The sequence below is a fragment of the Rheinheimera soli genome (genome assembly GCF_031457405.1).
Lineage (GTDB): Bacteria > Pseudomonadota > Gammaproteobacteria > Enterobacterales > Alteromonadaceae > Pararheinheimera > Pararheinheimera soli_A.
Genome location: NZ_JAVDWR010000005.1, coordinates 1 through 15,804 on the forward strand (window position 1 = coordinate 1; position 15,804 = coordinate 15,804).

Here is a 15,804-nt window from a genome sequence, read left to right on the forward strand (position 1 = left end):
AACAGCTGATCCAGTAATTGGTCTGTAATTGGCATTCTTTATCCCTTCCAAGGAGTTAGGTAGAATGCCACTTACACAGATTTTTTTACACTCTCACGGGGCCCGCACTATGCGAACGCTTGAGGAACCAACTTGCTGGAGATTACTTAAGAGATGCTCCTGATGGGGGCGGCATTTTTCTTTTGGTTTGGCAGGGAAATAAATCGAACAGGCGCTGGAAGATAGGAAATCGTCTTGCTGATCTTGAGCATTTAAGTGAGGCGCTCAGAAGTTACTGGCAAGGTATTTCGGCACAGTTCCCAAAGGTTTCTGATATCGAAATCGTTGTAATTGATCTGAGTAAAAGAGCTTATTTTTCAGCGATCTAAGTCGAAGCCATAGGCATAACCCCCACTTATCTGCAGAATTTGAAATGTGTATGTGGGGCTAAGGGACTACAGGCAAAAAAAACAAAGTGAAGCCCGTACGCTAAAATAGAAACTACACCTTGATAACCATCTGAATTCACACAGCGATGGAATTACTTTAACTTCCCTTTTTGGTAACTTTGTGTATAATTCCCTTCGAGGGAACTTTGGGGGCGTATGAGAGTCTTAGGACGAGACAAACTGGTCGGGTTTTACACCAAGCATGCCAATGCCAAATCTGCTTTAGATGCATGGATTTCTGAAGCTGAATGTGCAGCCTGGCAAACACCACAAGATATAAAAAACCGTTATAAAAGCGCTGATTTTCTGGCTGATAACAGGGTAATTTTTAATATCAAGGGTAACCATTTTCGGCTGGTTGTGAAGGTTAGATATCAAAACGGCGTTGTTGTTGTTGAATGGGTTGGAACTCATGCTGAGTATGACAAGCAGCGCTTTTAGGGAGGCAACATGAACCATATTAAGCTTATTAAAACACAGCAAGATCACGAGCAAGCTTTAGCACGTCTGATGGCGTTAATGGACATGGACCCGACACCAGGCTCATCTGAAAATGATGAGATTGATGTTTTAGCCGTTCTGATAGAAAAGTATGAAAAGGAAACTTTTCCGCTGGATAAGCCAGATCCAATAGAAGCCATAAAATTCCGCATGGACCAGCAAGGCCTGACCAATAAAGATTTGATCCCCTATTTTGGCTCTGCGCCCAAGGTTTCTGAGGTACTTAGTGGCAAGCGTACTTTGAGCTTAAATATGATCCGTAAACTCAGTGAAGGGCTGGGCATTTCGGCTGAAATATTAATTCAGGCACCCGAACAAACCAGCGCTTGTGGTAAAGACATAGATTGGCAAGCTTTTCCTCTGGCTGAAATGCGTAAGCGTGGATATTTTGACGGATTTTCAGGCACTTTACAGGAACTGAAAGAGTATGCAGCCGAACAGCTCTCTGCTTTTCTGAACTCTGTGTCTTCAGGTTTTAGTCTCAAACCGGCACTTTTAAGAACTTCAGCTCATCTGCGCTCAAACGATAAAGAAACAGATGCTTACGCGCTATGGGCCTGGCAGGTTCGGGTTTTGCAAAAGGTGGCTAAAGAAAAGCTGAATACAGACTACAAGAAGGGCACTGTAACTCTGGAATGGATGCAGAAAGTAGCCAAGCTATCATGGTCATCACAAGGCCCCTCCTTAGCAAAAGAATACTTAAATAGGCATGGCATTCACTTCATTGTTGAGCCCCACTTACCAAAAACTTATCTGGATGGTGCGGTTTGCTTTAGTGCTGACGGAAACCCTGTTGTTGCATTAACCTTGCGGCATGATCGTTTAGATAATTTCTGGTTTTCTTTAATGCATGAGCTATCCCACATTGCGTTACATCTTGATGGCAACGAGTCTTGGTATTTAGACGATTTGGATGCTTTAGGTGGCGATCAAGTAGAACAAGAGGCAGATGCGTTAGCCAAAGAAGCGCTGATCCCAGAAGTCACATGGCAAAGCAGCATTTTTGCAGATGCAGCCGATGTAAGGCTGTTATCAGAAAAGTTAGAAATATCACCTTGCATTATTGCTGGCCGATTACGGCATGAATCTTCCGATCACAAACTATTCGGCTCACTGTTCAGAGACGGCATCAAAAGCCACTTTTAATCAATTTCAAAGCGCTTTACAACAAGACGCAAATCGATAATTTTCATCTGTTTTTTAGTGTTCACTAATATATCTAAATGGTATATGCTTATATCAATAAATTTAATTGTTGGTTGCAAAACCAGCAGTTCTTCAACTTCAGCACTATTAAGCAAGAGGGTACTTATGGTTGACTGGACTCATTTTACGCCGGAGTCGGCTTTAACGGGCGGGCTGATGATTGGGCTTGCCTGTGCCTTGTTGTGGTTATTAAATGGTCGTATTGCTGGTATCAGTGGTATTACGGCTGGAACTTTTACCAACTCTGGACCTGAACGGCAGTGGCGGCTGGCTTTTGTTTTGGGTCTGGTGTTGTCGTCCTGGTTATGGCTGATGCTGGCGCCTTTGCCTGTGACTGAAGTCACGGGCAACTATGGCTTATTGGCCGCTGCCGGTTTATTGGTCGGTATAGGTGCACGTTTAGGTTCGGGTTGCACCAGTGGTCATGGTGTTTGTGGTTTAGCCCGTTTATCTGTGCGTTCGCTGGTGGCCACCCTGACGTTTATGGGCGTTGCTGTAGTCACTGTTTTTATCGTCCGCCATTTGCTGTAAGGACTTCATCATGCTACAACACCGGTTTTTATCCATCAGCGCTTTTATCTGCGGCTTGCTGTTTGGTTTGGGTTTATTGATGGCTGGTATGGCAAATCCGGCTAAAGTGCTTGGGTTTTTAGATATAGCAGGCCTTTGGGATCCGTCTTTAGCTCTGGTGATGCTAGGCGCCATAGCTGTTACTTTTGTCGCCTTTTGGTTTAGCAAAAAAATGCCACAGAGCCTGTTAAAAACTAAATTCCACTGGCCTGATGCAACAGCTATTACCCGCCCTTTATTGGCTGGCAGCGCTTTGTTTGGCTTAGGCTGGGGTTTGGTCGGCTTATGCCCTGGCCCTGCTTTGGTGCTGGCTGGCACAGGCTCTGTTGAAGGTCTGATTTTTATAGTCTTTATGCTGATTGGTATTCGATTGGTGGATTACTTTCAGGCCAGGTTGAGCACTTAGTTTTTGCCTGTTATTACTCTATTTGCAACGCAAATCCGCAGATTAGCGTTGCAAATAGGCCTGGAAATCTTCCGCTGACAAAGGCTTACTGAATAGATAGCCCTGACCCATCTGGCAGCCCAGCTCCAGCAGTTTGTCTTTTTGTGCTTCTATTTCAATACCTTCGGCTATCAGCTGTAAATTCATCGATTGTGCCAGTGAGATCACAGCTTTAACTATTTCCATATCGCCCTTGTCGGTCAACATTTCATGCACAAAAGATTTGTCGATTTTCAGTACATCCACCTGAAATTTTTTCAGATAAGACAAGCTGGAATAGCCGGTGCCAAAGTCGTCTATTGAAATACAAATACCGGCCGCTTTCAGCTGGCCTAACATGCTTTTGGTTTTGTTGACATCCAGCATTAAGGCGCTTTCTGTTACTTCCAGTTCTAATAAGTAGGCTGGCATTTTCAGTTCTGTCATCAGGCTGCTGATTTGTTTTACCAGATGGGGGTTGGCAAACTGAGCTGCGGCAATATTCACCGATACTGGAACCTGATACCCCAATTGTTGCCAACTCAAACACTCCAGGCAGGCCTGACGCAGTACTTGTTGCCCCAGCTCACCAATTAAACCTGTTTCTTCTGCCAGCGGAATAAATTCAACAGGAGATACCCACTGTCCCTGATGGTTTCGCATACGAGCTAAAGCTTCGGCCCCTAATAATCTGCCTGTCTGTAGACAAAGTTTTGGCTGGTAATACACCTGCAGTTGGTGATTGGCTAAGGTTTCGCGCAACAGTAATTCCAGTTGGTGGCGATGAATAATTTGCTGTTCCAGTTCGTCAGAGAAAAAGCTGGTTCTGTTGCGGCCTTCCGATTTGGCTTTAAACATGGCGACATCGGCATGGCGCATAAACATTTCTATGGTTTGGGCATCGTCCGGATAAATACTGATCCCTATACTCACGGCCATCTGGTATTTTTTGTGTTCAAGCACAAAAGGCTGCTGAAACTGGCTATGCACCTGACTGCTGAACAAAGCCACTTCATCAATAGACCACAGCTCGGGTAACACCAGCACAAATTCATCCCCACCTAAACGCGCCAGTGTAGTGTCGGCACCACAAATTGACAGTAAGCGCTCTGAAGCCTGTTTGATCAGCAAATCCCCAAGGTTATGCCCTATGGAATCATTGACGTATTTAAAGTGGTCCAGATCAATCAGCAGCAAAGCCGATTTATGATGCAGCTGCTCTGCTCTTTTAATGGCTTGTTCTATACGGTCGTACAACAGCACACGATTGGGTAAGTTGGTTAAAGGGTCATGATTGGCCAGATGACTCATTTTCAGCGCCAGCGCCGTACTTTCACTGACGTCGTGAAACACCACTATGCTGCCAAGGCACTTGCCGCTGTTGTCAATAATAGGGGCGGCTGAATCTTCCACCTGATACAACTGGCCTGTGCGTGACACCAACTGACAATTCAGCGCCATAGCCACAACACGTTGTTCTTTTAACGCAAAATAAATCGGGTTCCAATGTGGCTCTAAACTATGGGCATCGCGTAACTGCATCACTTCTTCGATGGGGCGATGCAGGGCCTCTTTGGCGAACCAGCCTGTCATACGTTCGGCTATAGGGTTCATAAAACTGATTTTTCCATCCAGATCTGTGGCAATGACGGCGTCACCTATAGAGCAGAGAGTTACCCGTAGCCATTCTTTTTCCGCTTCCACCTGACGGCTATAACGGCTTAAATCCAGCAGGTTTTTAATACGGATACGGCTGGTGGCTGCATGCAAAGGTTTACGTAAAAAATCGATGCCGCCCTCAGATAAAGAGGATAACTCGTGTTCTGTATCTATATGAGAAGTAATAAATACAATGGCGATATCTCGGGTTACAGGGTCTGCTTTTAAGGCTCTGCATACCGCAATGCCATCCATGCCTGGCATTTCGATATCCAGTATGATCAGTTCAGGATGCTGTTGACGCGCCAGCTCCAGCGCTGTAACTCCATCGGTAGCAAAATATAAAGTCGCCATGCCTTGTAACAGCTCACGCAGTAACATCAGGGAGGAGGCCTGATCATCCACTAATAAAATTTTTGCTGCTGGTAGCTCGGATTGAATGATCTGCATCTGACACTTCCCTGTTTTCTGACCACTTTTTTAGTGTAGACGGAAAAATTAACCAGACAAAATTAACTGGACAAAGCGCGGGATTTTTCAGCCAAAGCCCATTATGCTGTGAGAAAGCGTCTGAGTAGTTCAAGATATGTTGTTTAATTTTAGTGTGCTGGAACAGTTAATCGGCTTTTCCCATGATGCCTTTTTGCATCTGTCGCCTGCTGTGGCTCAATTAATTGCGTCAACTCCTGCGGAAATACAGCAGCTTACTCTGGCATATCAGCAAAAAAATAAGAAAGCTGTTGAGCATGCTTTGCATAAGCTGCGAGGCAGTTATGCAACTTTAGGTGCCATAGATTTAGCAGAATTATCGCGGCCGCTGGAACTGGCATTGCATCAACATAACCAGTTGCCATCAGTGACAGACTTTGCAGTGTATCTGGATTGTCTGGAGCAAACCTCTGTTGCGTTAAAGTTATGGCTGGGCCAGTTTGAACAAAACTCAGATAGTAGTTTGCCTGATATTCAACTGTATATTCAGTACCTTGAACATAATGATATGCAGGCTTACAGCTTATTTCAGCAACAAAGAGCAGGCTGGATCAATTATCTGGGTGCTGATGAGTTTGTATTGATGGAGCAAGACATTATGGCACTGGATTTTGTCGCTGCAGCACAGCGTTTAAAACACAAAATAAACCACAAGGAACCCGGATAATGGCATGGCTGAAACGCAACCTGAAACAGCTTATTGCAACTTTATTGCCGATGCTGGTGTTTGCCGGAACAGGGTTCTGGGTAGCTGATTATTTGCAGCAGCGTCAGCAGCAGCAAAATCAGTTGCGTGTTCAGCAGAGTTTAGAGACCAAAGCCAGCCAGCTGGCTGATGCGATAGCCGAAAAAATGACCATTTACCAATATGGTTTGCGTGGTGTCCGTGGTGCTGTGCTGAGTGCTGGTGCTGAACATTTTAGCTATGCCAATATATTGTCTTACAGCCAGAGCCGCGATTTGACCACGGAATTTCCCGGAGCCCGTGGTTTTGGCATTATCCGCAAAGTGACACCAGCTGATTTACCGCAATTTTTGCTAAAAGCTGAAGCTGAAGCTGAGAATGGAGATGCTTTTTCCTTTCGCCAGCATAGTACTCATTCGCATGATGTGTTTGTTATCCAGTACATAGAACCCATGGCTGACAACGAAGAGGCCATTGGTTTTGACATAGCTTCAGAGCAACAGAGATACCGGACTGTATTAAAAGCCATAGCTGAAAATAGAGCTGTATTGACTGAACCTTTAACTTTAGTGCAAGCGCAAAACAAAAAATCTCAGGGTTTTTTGTTGTTAATGCCGATTTATTTGCAGGGAAAAGCTCCGGAAAGTGCCGAAGACCGCTATCAGCAGTTGTATGGTCTGGCCTATGCACCTTTAACCATAGATGAAATTTTATCCAGTATAAAAATGGCAGGCTCAGAGCAAGTGCAACTGGAGGTGATGGATCTTGATTTTGATCCACAACAAGCCTTTTATACAAAAACTGTGACTGCAGCCGTTTTACCTGATTACCGGGCTGAACATAAATTGTCTGTTTTTGGTCGCAACTGGCAAGTGCGGTTGCAGGCAACACCACATTTTGTAACCAGCCTGAAGCTACCTCAATCTCAGAATCTGTATTACACAGGCCTTGGCATCACAGCATTGCTGATCGTCATTTTTGCTTTTGTGCAGCTCACCCTATCGAGGCGTTTACAACTGACCAGGCACAGAGCTGTGCTGGCGGCCATAGTAGAAAATGCTAATGAGGCGGTGATAGGAACGGATCAGCATGGCTTGATCAGCAGTTGGAACCCTGCGGCAGAACAAATGTTTGGTTACACTGAATCTCAGGCTATGGGGCGTACTATCAGCGAACTTATAGTGCCAGCAACCCATCTGGACGAACAGCGGCATCTGGAACAAGAGGTTCGTAAAGGCCAGAAGATCCGTTATATCCAAAGCGTGCGCCAGCATCAATCCGGACTGCTTTACCCGGTGTCGCTTAATCTTTCGCCCATTCTGGATGAGACAGGCCAATTTATAGGCTGTGCTTTGACGGTCAACGATATTAGTCATATCAAACAAGCTGAACAAAAGCTGCAACAAGCCAACGAAGAGCTGGAGCATCAGGTTGAATTACGCACCGCTGAAATTGAGCGGGTATCTGCTTTGCAGCACAGCATTTTGCGTAATGCCAACTATGCCATTATCACCACTGATTTAAATGGCTTGATTACGTCTTTTAACCCCGCAGCTGAAACTTTGTTGCAGTATAAAGAAGCCGAAATTATAGGTCTTTATGGCCCTGACATTATTCATGATCCGGTTGAAATGGCGGAGTACTCCCGGCAACTGGAAACAGAGCTGGGCCATCAGGTAGAAGCTGATTTAACTGTGTTGGTTGAAAAAACCAAACAAGGCCAAACGGATGACAGAGAGTGGACTTACATCCGCAAAGATGGCAGCCGTTGCCCTGTGCAGGTTGCTGTTACTGCTTTGGTAGATCAACAAAAACAGGTGGTGGGTTATTTAGGCATAGCCAGAGATTTAACGCTGCAAAAAGAGCTGGAATTTGAGTTGGCTTTGGCGAAAGTGTCGACAGAACAAAGCCCGGATTTAGTCTTCTGGTTAAATGACAGGGCCGAAGTAATTAAAGCTAATCCGGCCGCTTTGGCTTGCTGTAGCGACCAATTCAGTCTGGCTGATCTGGCGCTGCAGCTTGCGGGGGATGGGCTGCAGCAGTTAACCCAAAGTACAGACAGAATACGCAGCATACAGTTTGAAACTCAATTTGAAGACGCCGGGGGTGTGGCTATCCCTATGTCAGCGAGTCTGTCCTGGATCCGTTTTGAACAGCAGGATTATTTTTATCTGGTGGCGCGTGATCGCTCAGAACAGCATAAAAGAGAGCTGGAGCTGGCTCAGGCACGACAACAAGCTGACTCGGCCAATAATGCGAAGTCTGCTTTTCTGGCCACCATGAGCCATGAAATCCGTACACCGATGAACGCTATTTTGGGCATGTTACAACTGGTGCAGCAAACCAGCTTAACTCGTCGTCAGGAAGACTATATTCGTCAGACCGAAATTGCGGCAAAGTCCTTACTGGCCATTCTGAACGATATTCTGGATTTCTCCAAAGTAGAGGCGGGTAAGCTGGAAATGGACAGCCATAGTTTTGAATTGGCTACTTTGATGGAAGACCTTGGCACTATTTTGTCGGCCAATCTGGGCAGTAAAGATTTGGAGGTGCTGTATCAGTTTGCAGAAGATTTACCACAACTGGTGGTGGGTGACAGCCTGCGACTGAAACAAGTGCTGCTGAATCTGACAGGGAATGCCATTAAGTTTACCGACAATGGTGAAGTGGTGGTCAGCCTGGAAGTGACAGAGCGTACTGCAGAAGCGGCCAAAATTAAGTTTAAAGTCCAAGATACCGGCATTGGCATGACAGAACAGCAGCTGGCGTTAATTTTCCAGAGTTTCAGCCAGGCAGAATCTTCGATTAGCCGTCGTTATGGCGGTACAGGCTTAGGTCTGGCGATCAGCAAAGGCCTGGTGGAGTTAATGGGTGGCCAACTTTCTGTGCAAAGCACGCTGGGCTCTGGCAGTAGTTTTGAATTTGAACTCTGGTTTAACTGCCTCAGCCTGAATGCGGCTCAGGCCGATCTTTCTTTACTGCAGGATCTGAAAGTGCTGGTGGTGGATGATAACCAGCAATCACGACAGATTTTATCTGAAGTGATGCGCCATTATGGGTGTGAAGTTGATTTAGCCCACAGCGGTGAACAGGCGCTGGAGCTGTTGCAACACAACAACAGTTATAAACTGGTGTTACTGGACTGGTTGATGCCTGGGCTGGATGGCTGGCAAACGGCGGAAAAAATCCGGCAAATAGTACAGGGCCCTGATATGCCTGTGGTGATTATGGTGACTGCTCATGGCCGTGAATGTCTGGCGCAAAAACAGCAGGATGAACAAAGCCAAAATCTGCTGAATGGTTTTATTGTCAAACCTGTGACTCCAAGCCGTTTATTGGATGCTGTGCTGGATGCACTGGCAGGCAAGCAAATGTTTTCCAATGCACTGCAGGACGCCGCGCCACGACAAAGCCGTTTAAACGGTTTGCAACTGCTGCTGGTGGAAGACAATCCTACCAATCAGATTGTAGCCTCTGAGTTATTGGGCCATGAGGGAGCTTTAGTGGATATAGCACCGGGAGGCACTTTTGCTCTGGCGATGCTGGAACAACAGCCGGATAAATATGATTTGGTGTTGATGGATATTCAGATGCCGGATATGGATGGTTATGAAACCACCAGACGTATTCGCAGCAAAGCCACTATGCTGACTTTGCCTATAGTGGCGATGACAGCTAATGCGATGCAATCGGATAAGCAGGCTTGTCTGGATGCGGGGATGAACGATCATGTGGCTAAACCTTTTGCCATAGATACCCTGGTGAATACTATCTTAAAATGGTCAAGAACTCCGGTTGACCCCAATGTACCTATTGAGGAAAAACAACTGCAGTTGCTCAGTCCGGCCTTGGTTGACGCAGCGTTACAGCAAGGTGTGCAACTGAAATCTGCATTAAACCGCTTAGGGAATTCGGTGGCTGTGTATCATAAAACACTGAAATCTTTTGTGATGGAGCTGGATACTGCGCTGCTGAAATTAAGAGATGAAACAACCCGGTTGACGGAAAAAGAGCTGTATTTGCTGGCGCATTCACTGAAAGGCTCAGCCAGCTCTTTGGGTATTGTTTGTTTATCTGAACCTGCAGCTGCCATTGAACAATCCATTAAACAAAAAACAGCGCTGGATTTACCCAGAGCACTGTCAAAGTTTGTGGCGGATGCCGAAGCCTTTACTGCTTTTGCCCCCATGTTATTGGCAGAAACAGCACCTGTAGCAGAAACACCTGCAATGGCTGTGACGCTGACAAATACAGAACTGACTACACAATTGGAACAGCTGCAGCTGGCGCTGCAAAGCTTTAATATGAGTGCTTTGGATCAGTTTGCTGTGCTGAAAGATGTGCTGCACAACATAGACCCAATCCTTTCAACCCAACTGGAAAACGCTTTAGAGCAATTAAACTTTGCTCAGGCGCTGCTGTACACTGAACAGTATTCCGCTCAACTAAAAGGTGTATCTGATGAGTACTGAGCCGTTACAACCCAAAGCAAAAGTACTGGTGGTGGATGACCAGCCAGTGAATATTCAAATCATTCATCAGATGCTGAATACCGACTACCAGATTTTTATGGCCACCTCCGGTGCTCAGGCGATCAGCCTTTGTCAAAGCAATCCACCTGATTTAATTCTGCTGGACGTGGTGATGCCGGAACTGGATGGGTTAGCCACTTGCCGCCTGCTGAAGCAGCAGCCACAACTGGCACAAATTCCGGTGATTTTTGTCACTGGTTTACATAGTCAGGAAGAAGAAAATCAATGCTGGCAAGCTGGTGCTGCTGATTTTGTGATCAAACCCGTGAATGCCATGACTTTAAAACACCGGATAAAAAACCAGCTGCAACTGCATCAGTTATTGAAGCAGCAGCCCTGATATCGGCAAAAGCTCTACACTTTAAACTGGCTGACCAGAAGCCGTAAATGTTCGGCTCTGGCTTGCAAGGATTGTATGGCTTTGAGTTGTTGTTCAGCATTCTGATAAATCTCATTGGCGCTGTCTGAAATCAAATGGGCGGACAAATTAATATGTTCAACCACAGTGCCTTGTTCTTCAGTGGCTGAAGCCACCTGATGATTGCCTCCGCTGATATCTTCAAATTTACGCTGAATGGCCAATAAAGAGCGCACTGACTCTTCAGTGCTTTCTGTGACTTTACGACTACTGGCTGTGCCTTGTTGAATAGCTAACAGCGACTGGCTGGAGGTATGTTGTAACTGATTGATTTGGTCACGGATCTCTAAAGTGGAGTCCTGAGTACGTTTTGCCAGATTACGAACTTCATCGGCCACTACAGCAAAACCACGGCCTTGTTCACCAGCCCGGGCTGCTTCAATAGCGGCATTGAGTGCCAATAAATTGGTTTGTTCTGAAATAGCATTGATCACTTCAACCACAGAGTTAATAGCTGAAGCCTGGCTGGCAAATTCGGTAATGGTTTGGTCGACCATCACCATCACCTGATTTAATTCATGCATAGTGGCGGAAGTAAGCGCCATGTTTTTATTGGTCGCCATTGTCTCTTGCACTGCACTTTCGGTATCTGCTGCGGTTTGGTGCGCTATGCCTGAAACTTCAGTAATGGTCTGGCCCATCTCTGTAATAGCTGTTGCCACCTGATCCGTTTGAGCCCGTTGAGTCTGAGTCGCCTTAAAGGTGTTTTCTGCCAGGCTGGCCAGCTCTTCAATACCGGTTTTAATGGCTTTTTCTGTGGACTGAATTTCTGCCACCAGCTCACGTACTTTACCAATAATGGCATTAAAGCCTTTGGCCAGGTGGCCCAGCTCGTTATTCACTGAGTCGTCCAGTCTTTTCGTTAAATCGCCGCCGTTACCGGCCATTGTCAGCAAATCGTCACCCACTTTGCGAATTTGCACGCTCAACCAGTTACCAAAGTAGACAGTGGCTATCACAAAAGCTATCGCCAGCAGCACACTGGCTGCGACTGAAATTAAAATCACCTGATTGATAGCGCCTGATACTTCAGTGGTAGGCAATAAAGCTACTACTTTTAAACCCGCGTCCCGTACTGTTTGCACCGCTATATACACTTCCTGATCGTCAAACACTGCTTTGGTAAAAGAAAACCCTTGCTGATGTTGTTGGGTCAGAGTGGAGATAACTTTATAGGAGGGCATCTCGTTGATATTTTTTTCGCTGAGGCTGGTATTGGCATGGGCTATGATCATGCCTTTATCGTCAATCAGAAACAGATAACCGGCTTGCCCCAGTTTGCGATCAGTCACCATTTTGCTGATGGCTGAGACGTCATAACCTAAACCTGCCACTCCTGATCTTTTGCCGTCTATCTCTATAGAAACATTCACAAATAAGGTTAAAGCGCCTGTTCGTTCATCGGCGTCTATGGCCAGCTCACGCTGAAGTGAACTGTTTAAAAAAGAGAAAAACCACTTGTCGCGTTCTTCCTGGGCTGAGATGGTTTTGAACAGGCCTTCGTGGGTGTAATAATTTTTGCTGGCACCTGAGACCCAAAATACCGCGGCTGCACCGGATTGCTGTTTTAGCTGATTAAAATAAGCCAGAGCGCTGGCATGGCTGGTCGCTCCGCTTTCGCCGTCCCGCATCCATTGATGCAATAAGCCATTCTGCGCCAGACTTTCTGACAAAATGATCGGATACATAATTTCAGAGCGGATTTCTTCGCTGATCCGGCCCACACTGTTGGGTAAGTATTCAGCCTCAGTCTGGCTGTAATACAGCTCAGAAAACTGACTGGTATTGATAAAAGCGGACACTGCCGTAATTACACACAAAGCAAATAACACAAAGCCGATAAAGATGGTTTTTAATGTGAGTTTTTGCATAAACAATACCCTCCCGTAGCTCTGATGATGATGTGAACACCCTGGTCCTTAGAGTATTGTTGGATCTGGCTTTTGATAAAACACGGCGTTTTACCTGAAAAATCATAGGTTCTATACTGGAAAGGCGACTAAAACTAATAGCTTGCTGAGATTTGATTCAGTGTAGGCATTGTTTGGATGGTCGGTGAGCTTTCACGCAGAATAAATTGGCTTTGCTTCTGCTCAGGAGGAATACAAAGCCAAAATAGTCTGGCTTTGTTGTCGCAGCTCCTGTTTTAGTTCTTCAGGAGCCAGCACTTTAGCCGCTGTGCCAAGGGACAATAACCAGCAGGCCAATACAGACCAGTTGCTGCAGTTGATGGTCATCAGTATACCTTCAGGCTGTTGCTGTTCTGAGGTGATGCCTTGCCACCATTCCCGTCTGGCTCTGTCTGCTGCTGCATGGGCAAATACCACCTGAGCCTTCAGTTGAGCTGGTGCTGTGCCATGCTGCAAAAAGTCTTTGGCGTCAAAGTTGGTTCTGGCTTTAAATAATTCGCTGTGTAATTGCAGGTTCTGTATGCGGTCGGTACGAAAATCACGAAAGTCCTGCCGTAGTCTGCACCAGGCAATCAGATGCCAACGGCCAAGGTAAAACACTAAACCTGCAGCTTCCACTAGTCGGCTGCTTTGGGTTTGGCTGACGTTCTGGTAGTCAAAGCTCAACAGTTGTTGTCGTGCTATGGCTTGCTGCAGCACCGATAAATCTGCCTGTTGTGGGTGTTCAGTGGCAGGCGTTGCCATACCTTTGGCGAGAACTTCCAGCCTGTGTTTGGCCGCATTGGGCAATACAGCTTTGATTTTGTCCAAAGCCGACTGCATTTTTTCGTTGTAGCTATGAGTGGTCATACGCTGTGCCAGCATCACGCCGGTTGAAAGCGCATAAGCTTCCTGTTCAGAAAAATTCACGGGCGGCAGCAGATAACCTTTCATCAGACTATAACCCACGCCAGCTTCTGCCAGAATAGGCACTCCAGCCTCGCCCAAAGCAGCAATGTCACGGTAAATAGTGCGAACACTTAATCCAAAATGTTCTGCCATGGCTTCGGCTGTGCAAGTGCGACGGCTTTGTAAATACAAAATCAGCGCCAGCAGGCGATCAATACGGTTCATCGGACTCTCATGCTATAGATAAACGACTGGCAACATTAACGGATCATCAGACGGCTGATTTTGCCATCCTGCAAAGCAAATACATAGTCTAGCTCTATAGGGCTGCCCTGAAAGGAGCCTGATACCCGTGTTTTCACCCAGACCTCTCCATAACTGCGTTGTGTGGTCAGCACCTGAACTTCGGGTTGGTATTTTTGTTGGGTATGCTGCAACCAGTGCCTGATGGATTCCAGCCCTGTCAATTGTCGGCCTTCGTCAAACACACAAGCGTCCGGGTCAAAACACTCTGCTGCCAGTTGATTATTCCTGGCATTAGTAGCTGAAAAATAACAATCAATTGCGGTATCTAACACAGTCATGATGCGCTCCTTTTACTTGACCGGTTCAGGTTAGCAACTCAGACTGACAACCGTATGTCAGTAGCCAGCGTGGTGCTGCCAGAAAAAATTCGTTAGCAGATGCACTATTAGCCATCTTTGACCAAAAGTTGGATGTCAGTAGCAAGACAGCCGCTGTTCAATTGATCCTTTTGTCTTTTATCGCTGTAAACAGACGTCTGAGCGAATGTCAGGCCATCTTTACTCAATCTTGACATTCGCTTCATTGCAGCGCTTTACAGGCTGAATTAGAGTAGGCCCGTTTTACTAAACCTAAATTTTGTTACAGGGATTGATTATGTCTTTGCTGAAAAAGCCTTTTGTTTTAGCTGCTGGCCTGGCTGTTGCCGTTGCTGCTGTGTATTGGTTCTGGCCTGGGGCTGAATCTGCTGCAGTGGGTAAACCGGCTGCAGGGCAAAGACAGGGTGGCCCGCGTTCAGCAGGTGCTGCGACTAATCCCTGGGCTATGCCTGTGCCTGTCAGGGTGATTGAGGCTGGGTCGACAGATTTAAAAGTGCAGATTAAAGCTATTGGCACAGTCACTCCACTGAATAGCGTATTGGTGCAAAGCCGGGTGTCTGGCCCGCTGCAGCAGCTGTATTTTAAAGAGGGTGAAAAAGTAGAGGCTGGCCAGTTGCTGGCGCAGATCGATCCGGCCGATTACAAAACAGCACTGGCGCAGGTGCAGGGCCAAAAAGAGCAAAATGTCGCTCTGTTGAAAAGTGCCGAACAGGATTTAGCACGTTTTGCCAAACTAAAAGAGCAAAACACCATAGCGGCGCAACAAATGAATGCGCAGCAAGCCTTAGTGAATCAGCTGAAGGGCGCTATTAAGTCGAATCAGGCCGCTATTGATGCAGCGGCTTTGCAACTGTCTTATACCCGGATTAAAGCACCTATCAGTGGTCGTTTAGGTTTGCGGGCAGTGGACCCTGGCAATTTGATCCAGGCCAACAGTGCTGAAGGGTTAGTCACTATTACCCAAAGCTCACCTATAGCAGTGGTGTTTACTATTCCTGAAACTCAGTTACAGCAAGTGCGTAGTGCATTCCGTGGTGGTGCTGCTTTGTCGGTGGAAGCCTGGGACAGGGCTGAACAAATGCCATTAGCCAACGGTACTTTAACCACTCTGGATAACCAGATTGATATAGCCACTGGTACTTTGAAGTTAAAGGCAGAATTTGCCAATCAGAATGAAGAGTTATTCCCGAACCAGTTTGTTAATGTGCGCTTAAATGTTGCGGTGCAAAACGCTGCTGTGACCATTCCGCAAGACGCTGTGCAATATGGGGCTCAGGGTACTTATGTTTATATGATCGACGACAACAACAAAGCGCAAATCCGCGTGCTGAAATTAGGCGCTGTAGATAACGGCTTAGTGGCGGTGGAAGAAGGATTAAAAGCCGGCGATAAAGTAGTGCTGGAAGGTTTAGACCGTCTAAGACCTGATCGTGACGTTGAGGTGATCCAGGATGCGCCTAAGGGGTAAATG

Annotated in this window: 13 protein-coding genes; 9 read left to right on the forward strand and 4 right to left on the reverse strand. The window is 46.4% G+C overall.

All coding sequences use genetic code 11. From position 1 onward, the window contains the following. The first annotated feature begins 119 nt into the window (after positions 1–119). The 5 genes from J2W69_RS09570 (at position 120) to J2W69_RS09590 (ending at position 3,111) form a co-directional block, all read left to right on the forward strand. Positions 120–368 (forward strand): hypothetical protein, encoded by a 249-nt coding sequence (locus J2W69_RS09570; RefSeq protein ID WP_310277316.1) that lies wholly within the window; start codon positions 120–122, stop codon positions 366–368. 216 nt (positions 369–584) lie between these two features. Continuing rightward, positions 585–869 carry a type II toxin-antitoxin system HigB family toxin gene (locus J2W69_RS09575; protein WP_310277319.1) on the forward strand — a complete coding sequence of 95 codons (285 nt, stop codon included), beginning with the start codon at positions 585–587 and terminating at the stop codon, positions 867–869. Between the two features lie 9 nt (positions 870–878). Beyond that, positions 879–2,075, forward strand: a complete 1,197-nt coding sequence (locus J2W69_RS09580) for an ImmA/IrrE family metallo-endopeptidase (RefSeq protein ID WP_310277322.1) — start codon at positions 879–881, stop codon at positions 2,073–2,075. An 84-nt stretch (positions 2,076–2,159) separates the two neighbouring features. Further along, a complete protein-coding gene (locus J2W69_RS09585) occupies positions 2,160–2,666 on the forward strand; it encodes a YeeE/YedE family protein (protein ID WP_405047881.1) in 507 nt (168 codons plus the stop codon). A gap of 10 nt (positions 2,667–2,676) precedes the next feature. After that, the gene (locus tag J2W69_RS09590) at positions 2,677–3,111 is read left to right on the forward strand and encodes a DUF6691 family protein (protein WP_310277329.1); all 435 of its coding nucleotides are present in this window, start codon (positions 2,677–2,679) and stop codon (positions 3,109–3,111) included. Positions 3,112–3,153: 42 nt separating this feature from the next. Here the strand turns inward: J2W69_RS09590 and J2W69_RS09595 are convergent, their stop codons facing one another. Next, positions 3,154–5,238, reverse strand: a complete 2,085-nt coding sequence (locus J2W69_RS09595; RefSeq protein ID WP_310277331.1) for a putative bifunctional diguanylate cyclase/phosphodiesterase — start codon at positions 5,236–5,238, stop codon at positions 3,154–3,156. A gap of 136 nt (positions 5,239–5,374) precedes the next feature. On the opposite strand from J2W69_RS09595, the gene J2W69_RS09600 reads away from it, so the two are divergent. The 3 genes from J2W69_RS09600 to J2W69_RS09610 are packed head-to-tail and all read left to right on the forward strand — an operon-like array spanning position 5,375 to position 10,834. Continuing rightward, the gene (locus tag J2W69_RS09600) at positions 5,375–5,944 is read left to right on the forward strand and encodes an Hpt domain-containing protein (RefSeq protein ID WP_310277334.1); all 570 of its coding nucleotides are present in this window, start codon (positions 5,375–5,377) and stop codon (positions 5,942–5,944) included. Then, positions 5,944–10,434: a CHASE domain-containing hybrid sensor histidine kinase/response regulator gene (locus tag J2W69_RS09605; RefSeq protein ID WP_310277337.1), complete on the forward strand. Its 4,491-nt coding sequence runs from the start codon at positions 5,944–5,946 to the stop codon at positions 10,432–10,434. The genes J2W69_RS09600 and J2W69_RS09605 overlap by 1 nt, the downstream gene beginning before the upstream one ends. Continuing rightward, positions 10,424–10,834 carry a response regulator gene (locus J2W69_RS09610; RefSeq protein ID WP_310277340.1) on the forward strand — a complete coding sequence of 137 codons (411 nt, stop codon included), beginning with the start codon at positions 10,424–10,426 and terminating at the stop codon, positions 10,832–10,834. The genes J2W69_RS09605 and J2W69_RS09610 overlap by 11 nt, the downstream gene beginning before the upstream one ends. A 14-nt stretch (positions 10,835–10,848) precedes the next feature. Here the strand turns inward: J2W69_RS09610 and J2W69_RS09615 are convergent, their stop codons facing one another. From J2W69_RS09615 to J2W69_RS09625, 3 genes are all read right to left on the reverse strand, one after another. Beyond that, on the reverse strand, positions 10,849–12,783 hold the full coding sequence (locus J2W69_RS09615; protein ID WP_310277343.1) for a methyl-accepting chemotaxis protein: 1,935 nt from the start codon (positions 12,781–12,783) through the stop codon (positions 10,849–10,851). 222 nt (positions 12,784–13,005) lie between these two features. Beyond that, a complete protein-coding gene (locus tag J2W69_RS09620) occupies positions 13,006–13,935 on the reverse strand; it encodes a helix-turn-helix transcriptional regulator (RefSeq protein WP_310277346.1) in 930 nt (309 codons plus the stop codon). A 35-nt stretch (positions 13,936–13,970) separates the two neighbouring features. After that, positions 13,971–14,294, reverse strand: a complete 324-nt coding sequence (locus J2W69_RS09625; protein WP_310277348.1) for a nuclear transport factor 2 family protein — start codon at positions 14,292–14,294, stop codon at positions 13,971–13,973. Positions 14,295–14,610: 316 nt separating this feature from the next. On the opposite strand from J2W69_RS09625, the gene J2W69_RS09630 reads away from it, so the two are divergent. Then, on the forward strand, positions 14,611–15,801 hold the full coding sequence (locus J2W69_RS09630) for an efflux RND transporter periplasmic adaptor subunit (protein ID WP_310277351.1): 1,191 nt from the start codon (positions 14,611–14,613) through the stop codon (positions 15,799–15,801). The last annotated feature ends 3 nt before the right edge of the window (positions 15,802–15,804 follow it).

Coding starts and splice junctions, on each gene's coding strand:
- J2W69_RS09575 (WP_310277319.1), top strand. CDS start 585: ATGAGAGTCTTAGGACGAGACAAACTGGTCGGGTTTTACACCAAGCAT.
- J2W69_RS09580 (WP_310277322.1), top strand. CDS start 879: ATGAACCATATTAAGCTTATTAAAACACAGCAAGATCACGAGCAAGCT.
- J2W69_RS09585 (WP_405047881.1), top strand. CDS start 2,160: ATGCTTATATCAATAAATTTAATTGTTGGTTGCAAAACCAGCAGTTCT.
- J2W69_RS09590 (WP_310277329.1), top strand. CDS start 2,677: ATGCTACAACACCGGTTTTTATCCATCAGCGCTTTTATCTGCGGCTTG.
- J2W69_RS09595 (WP_310277331.1), bottom strand. CDS start 5,238: ATGCAGATCATTCAATCCGAGCTACCAGCAGCAAAAATTTTATTAGTG.
- J2W69_RS09600 (WP_310277334.1), top strand. CDS start 5,375: ATGTTGTTTAATTTTAGTGTGCTGGAACAGTTAATCGGCTTTTCCCAT.
- J2W69_RS09605 (WP_310277337.1), top strand. CDS start 5,944: ATGGCATGGCTGAAACGCAACCTGAAACAGCTTATTGCAACTTTATTG.
- J2W69_RS09610 (WP_310277340.1), top strand. CDS start 10,424: ATGAGTACTGAGCCGTTACAACCCAAAGCAAAAGTACTGGTGGTGGAT.
- J2W69_RS09615 (WP_310277343.1), bottom strand. CDS start 12,783: ATGCAAAAACTCACATTAAAAACCATCTTTATCGGCTTTGTGTTATTT.
- J2W69_RS09620 (WP_310277346.1), bottom strand. CDS start 13,935: ATGAACCGTATTGATCGCCTGCTGGCGCTGATTTTGTATTTACAAAGC.
- J2W69_RS09625 (WP_310277348.1), bottom strand. CDS start 14,294: ATGACTGTGTTAGATACCGCAATTGATTGTTATTTTTCAGCTACTAAT.
- J2W69_RS09630 (WP_310277351.1), top strand. CDS start 14,611: ATGTCTTTGCTGAAAAAGCCTTTTGTTTTAGCTGCTGGCCTGGCTGTT.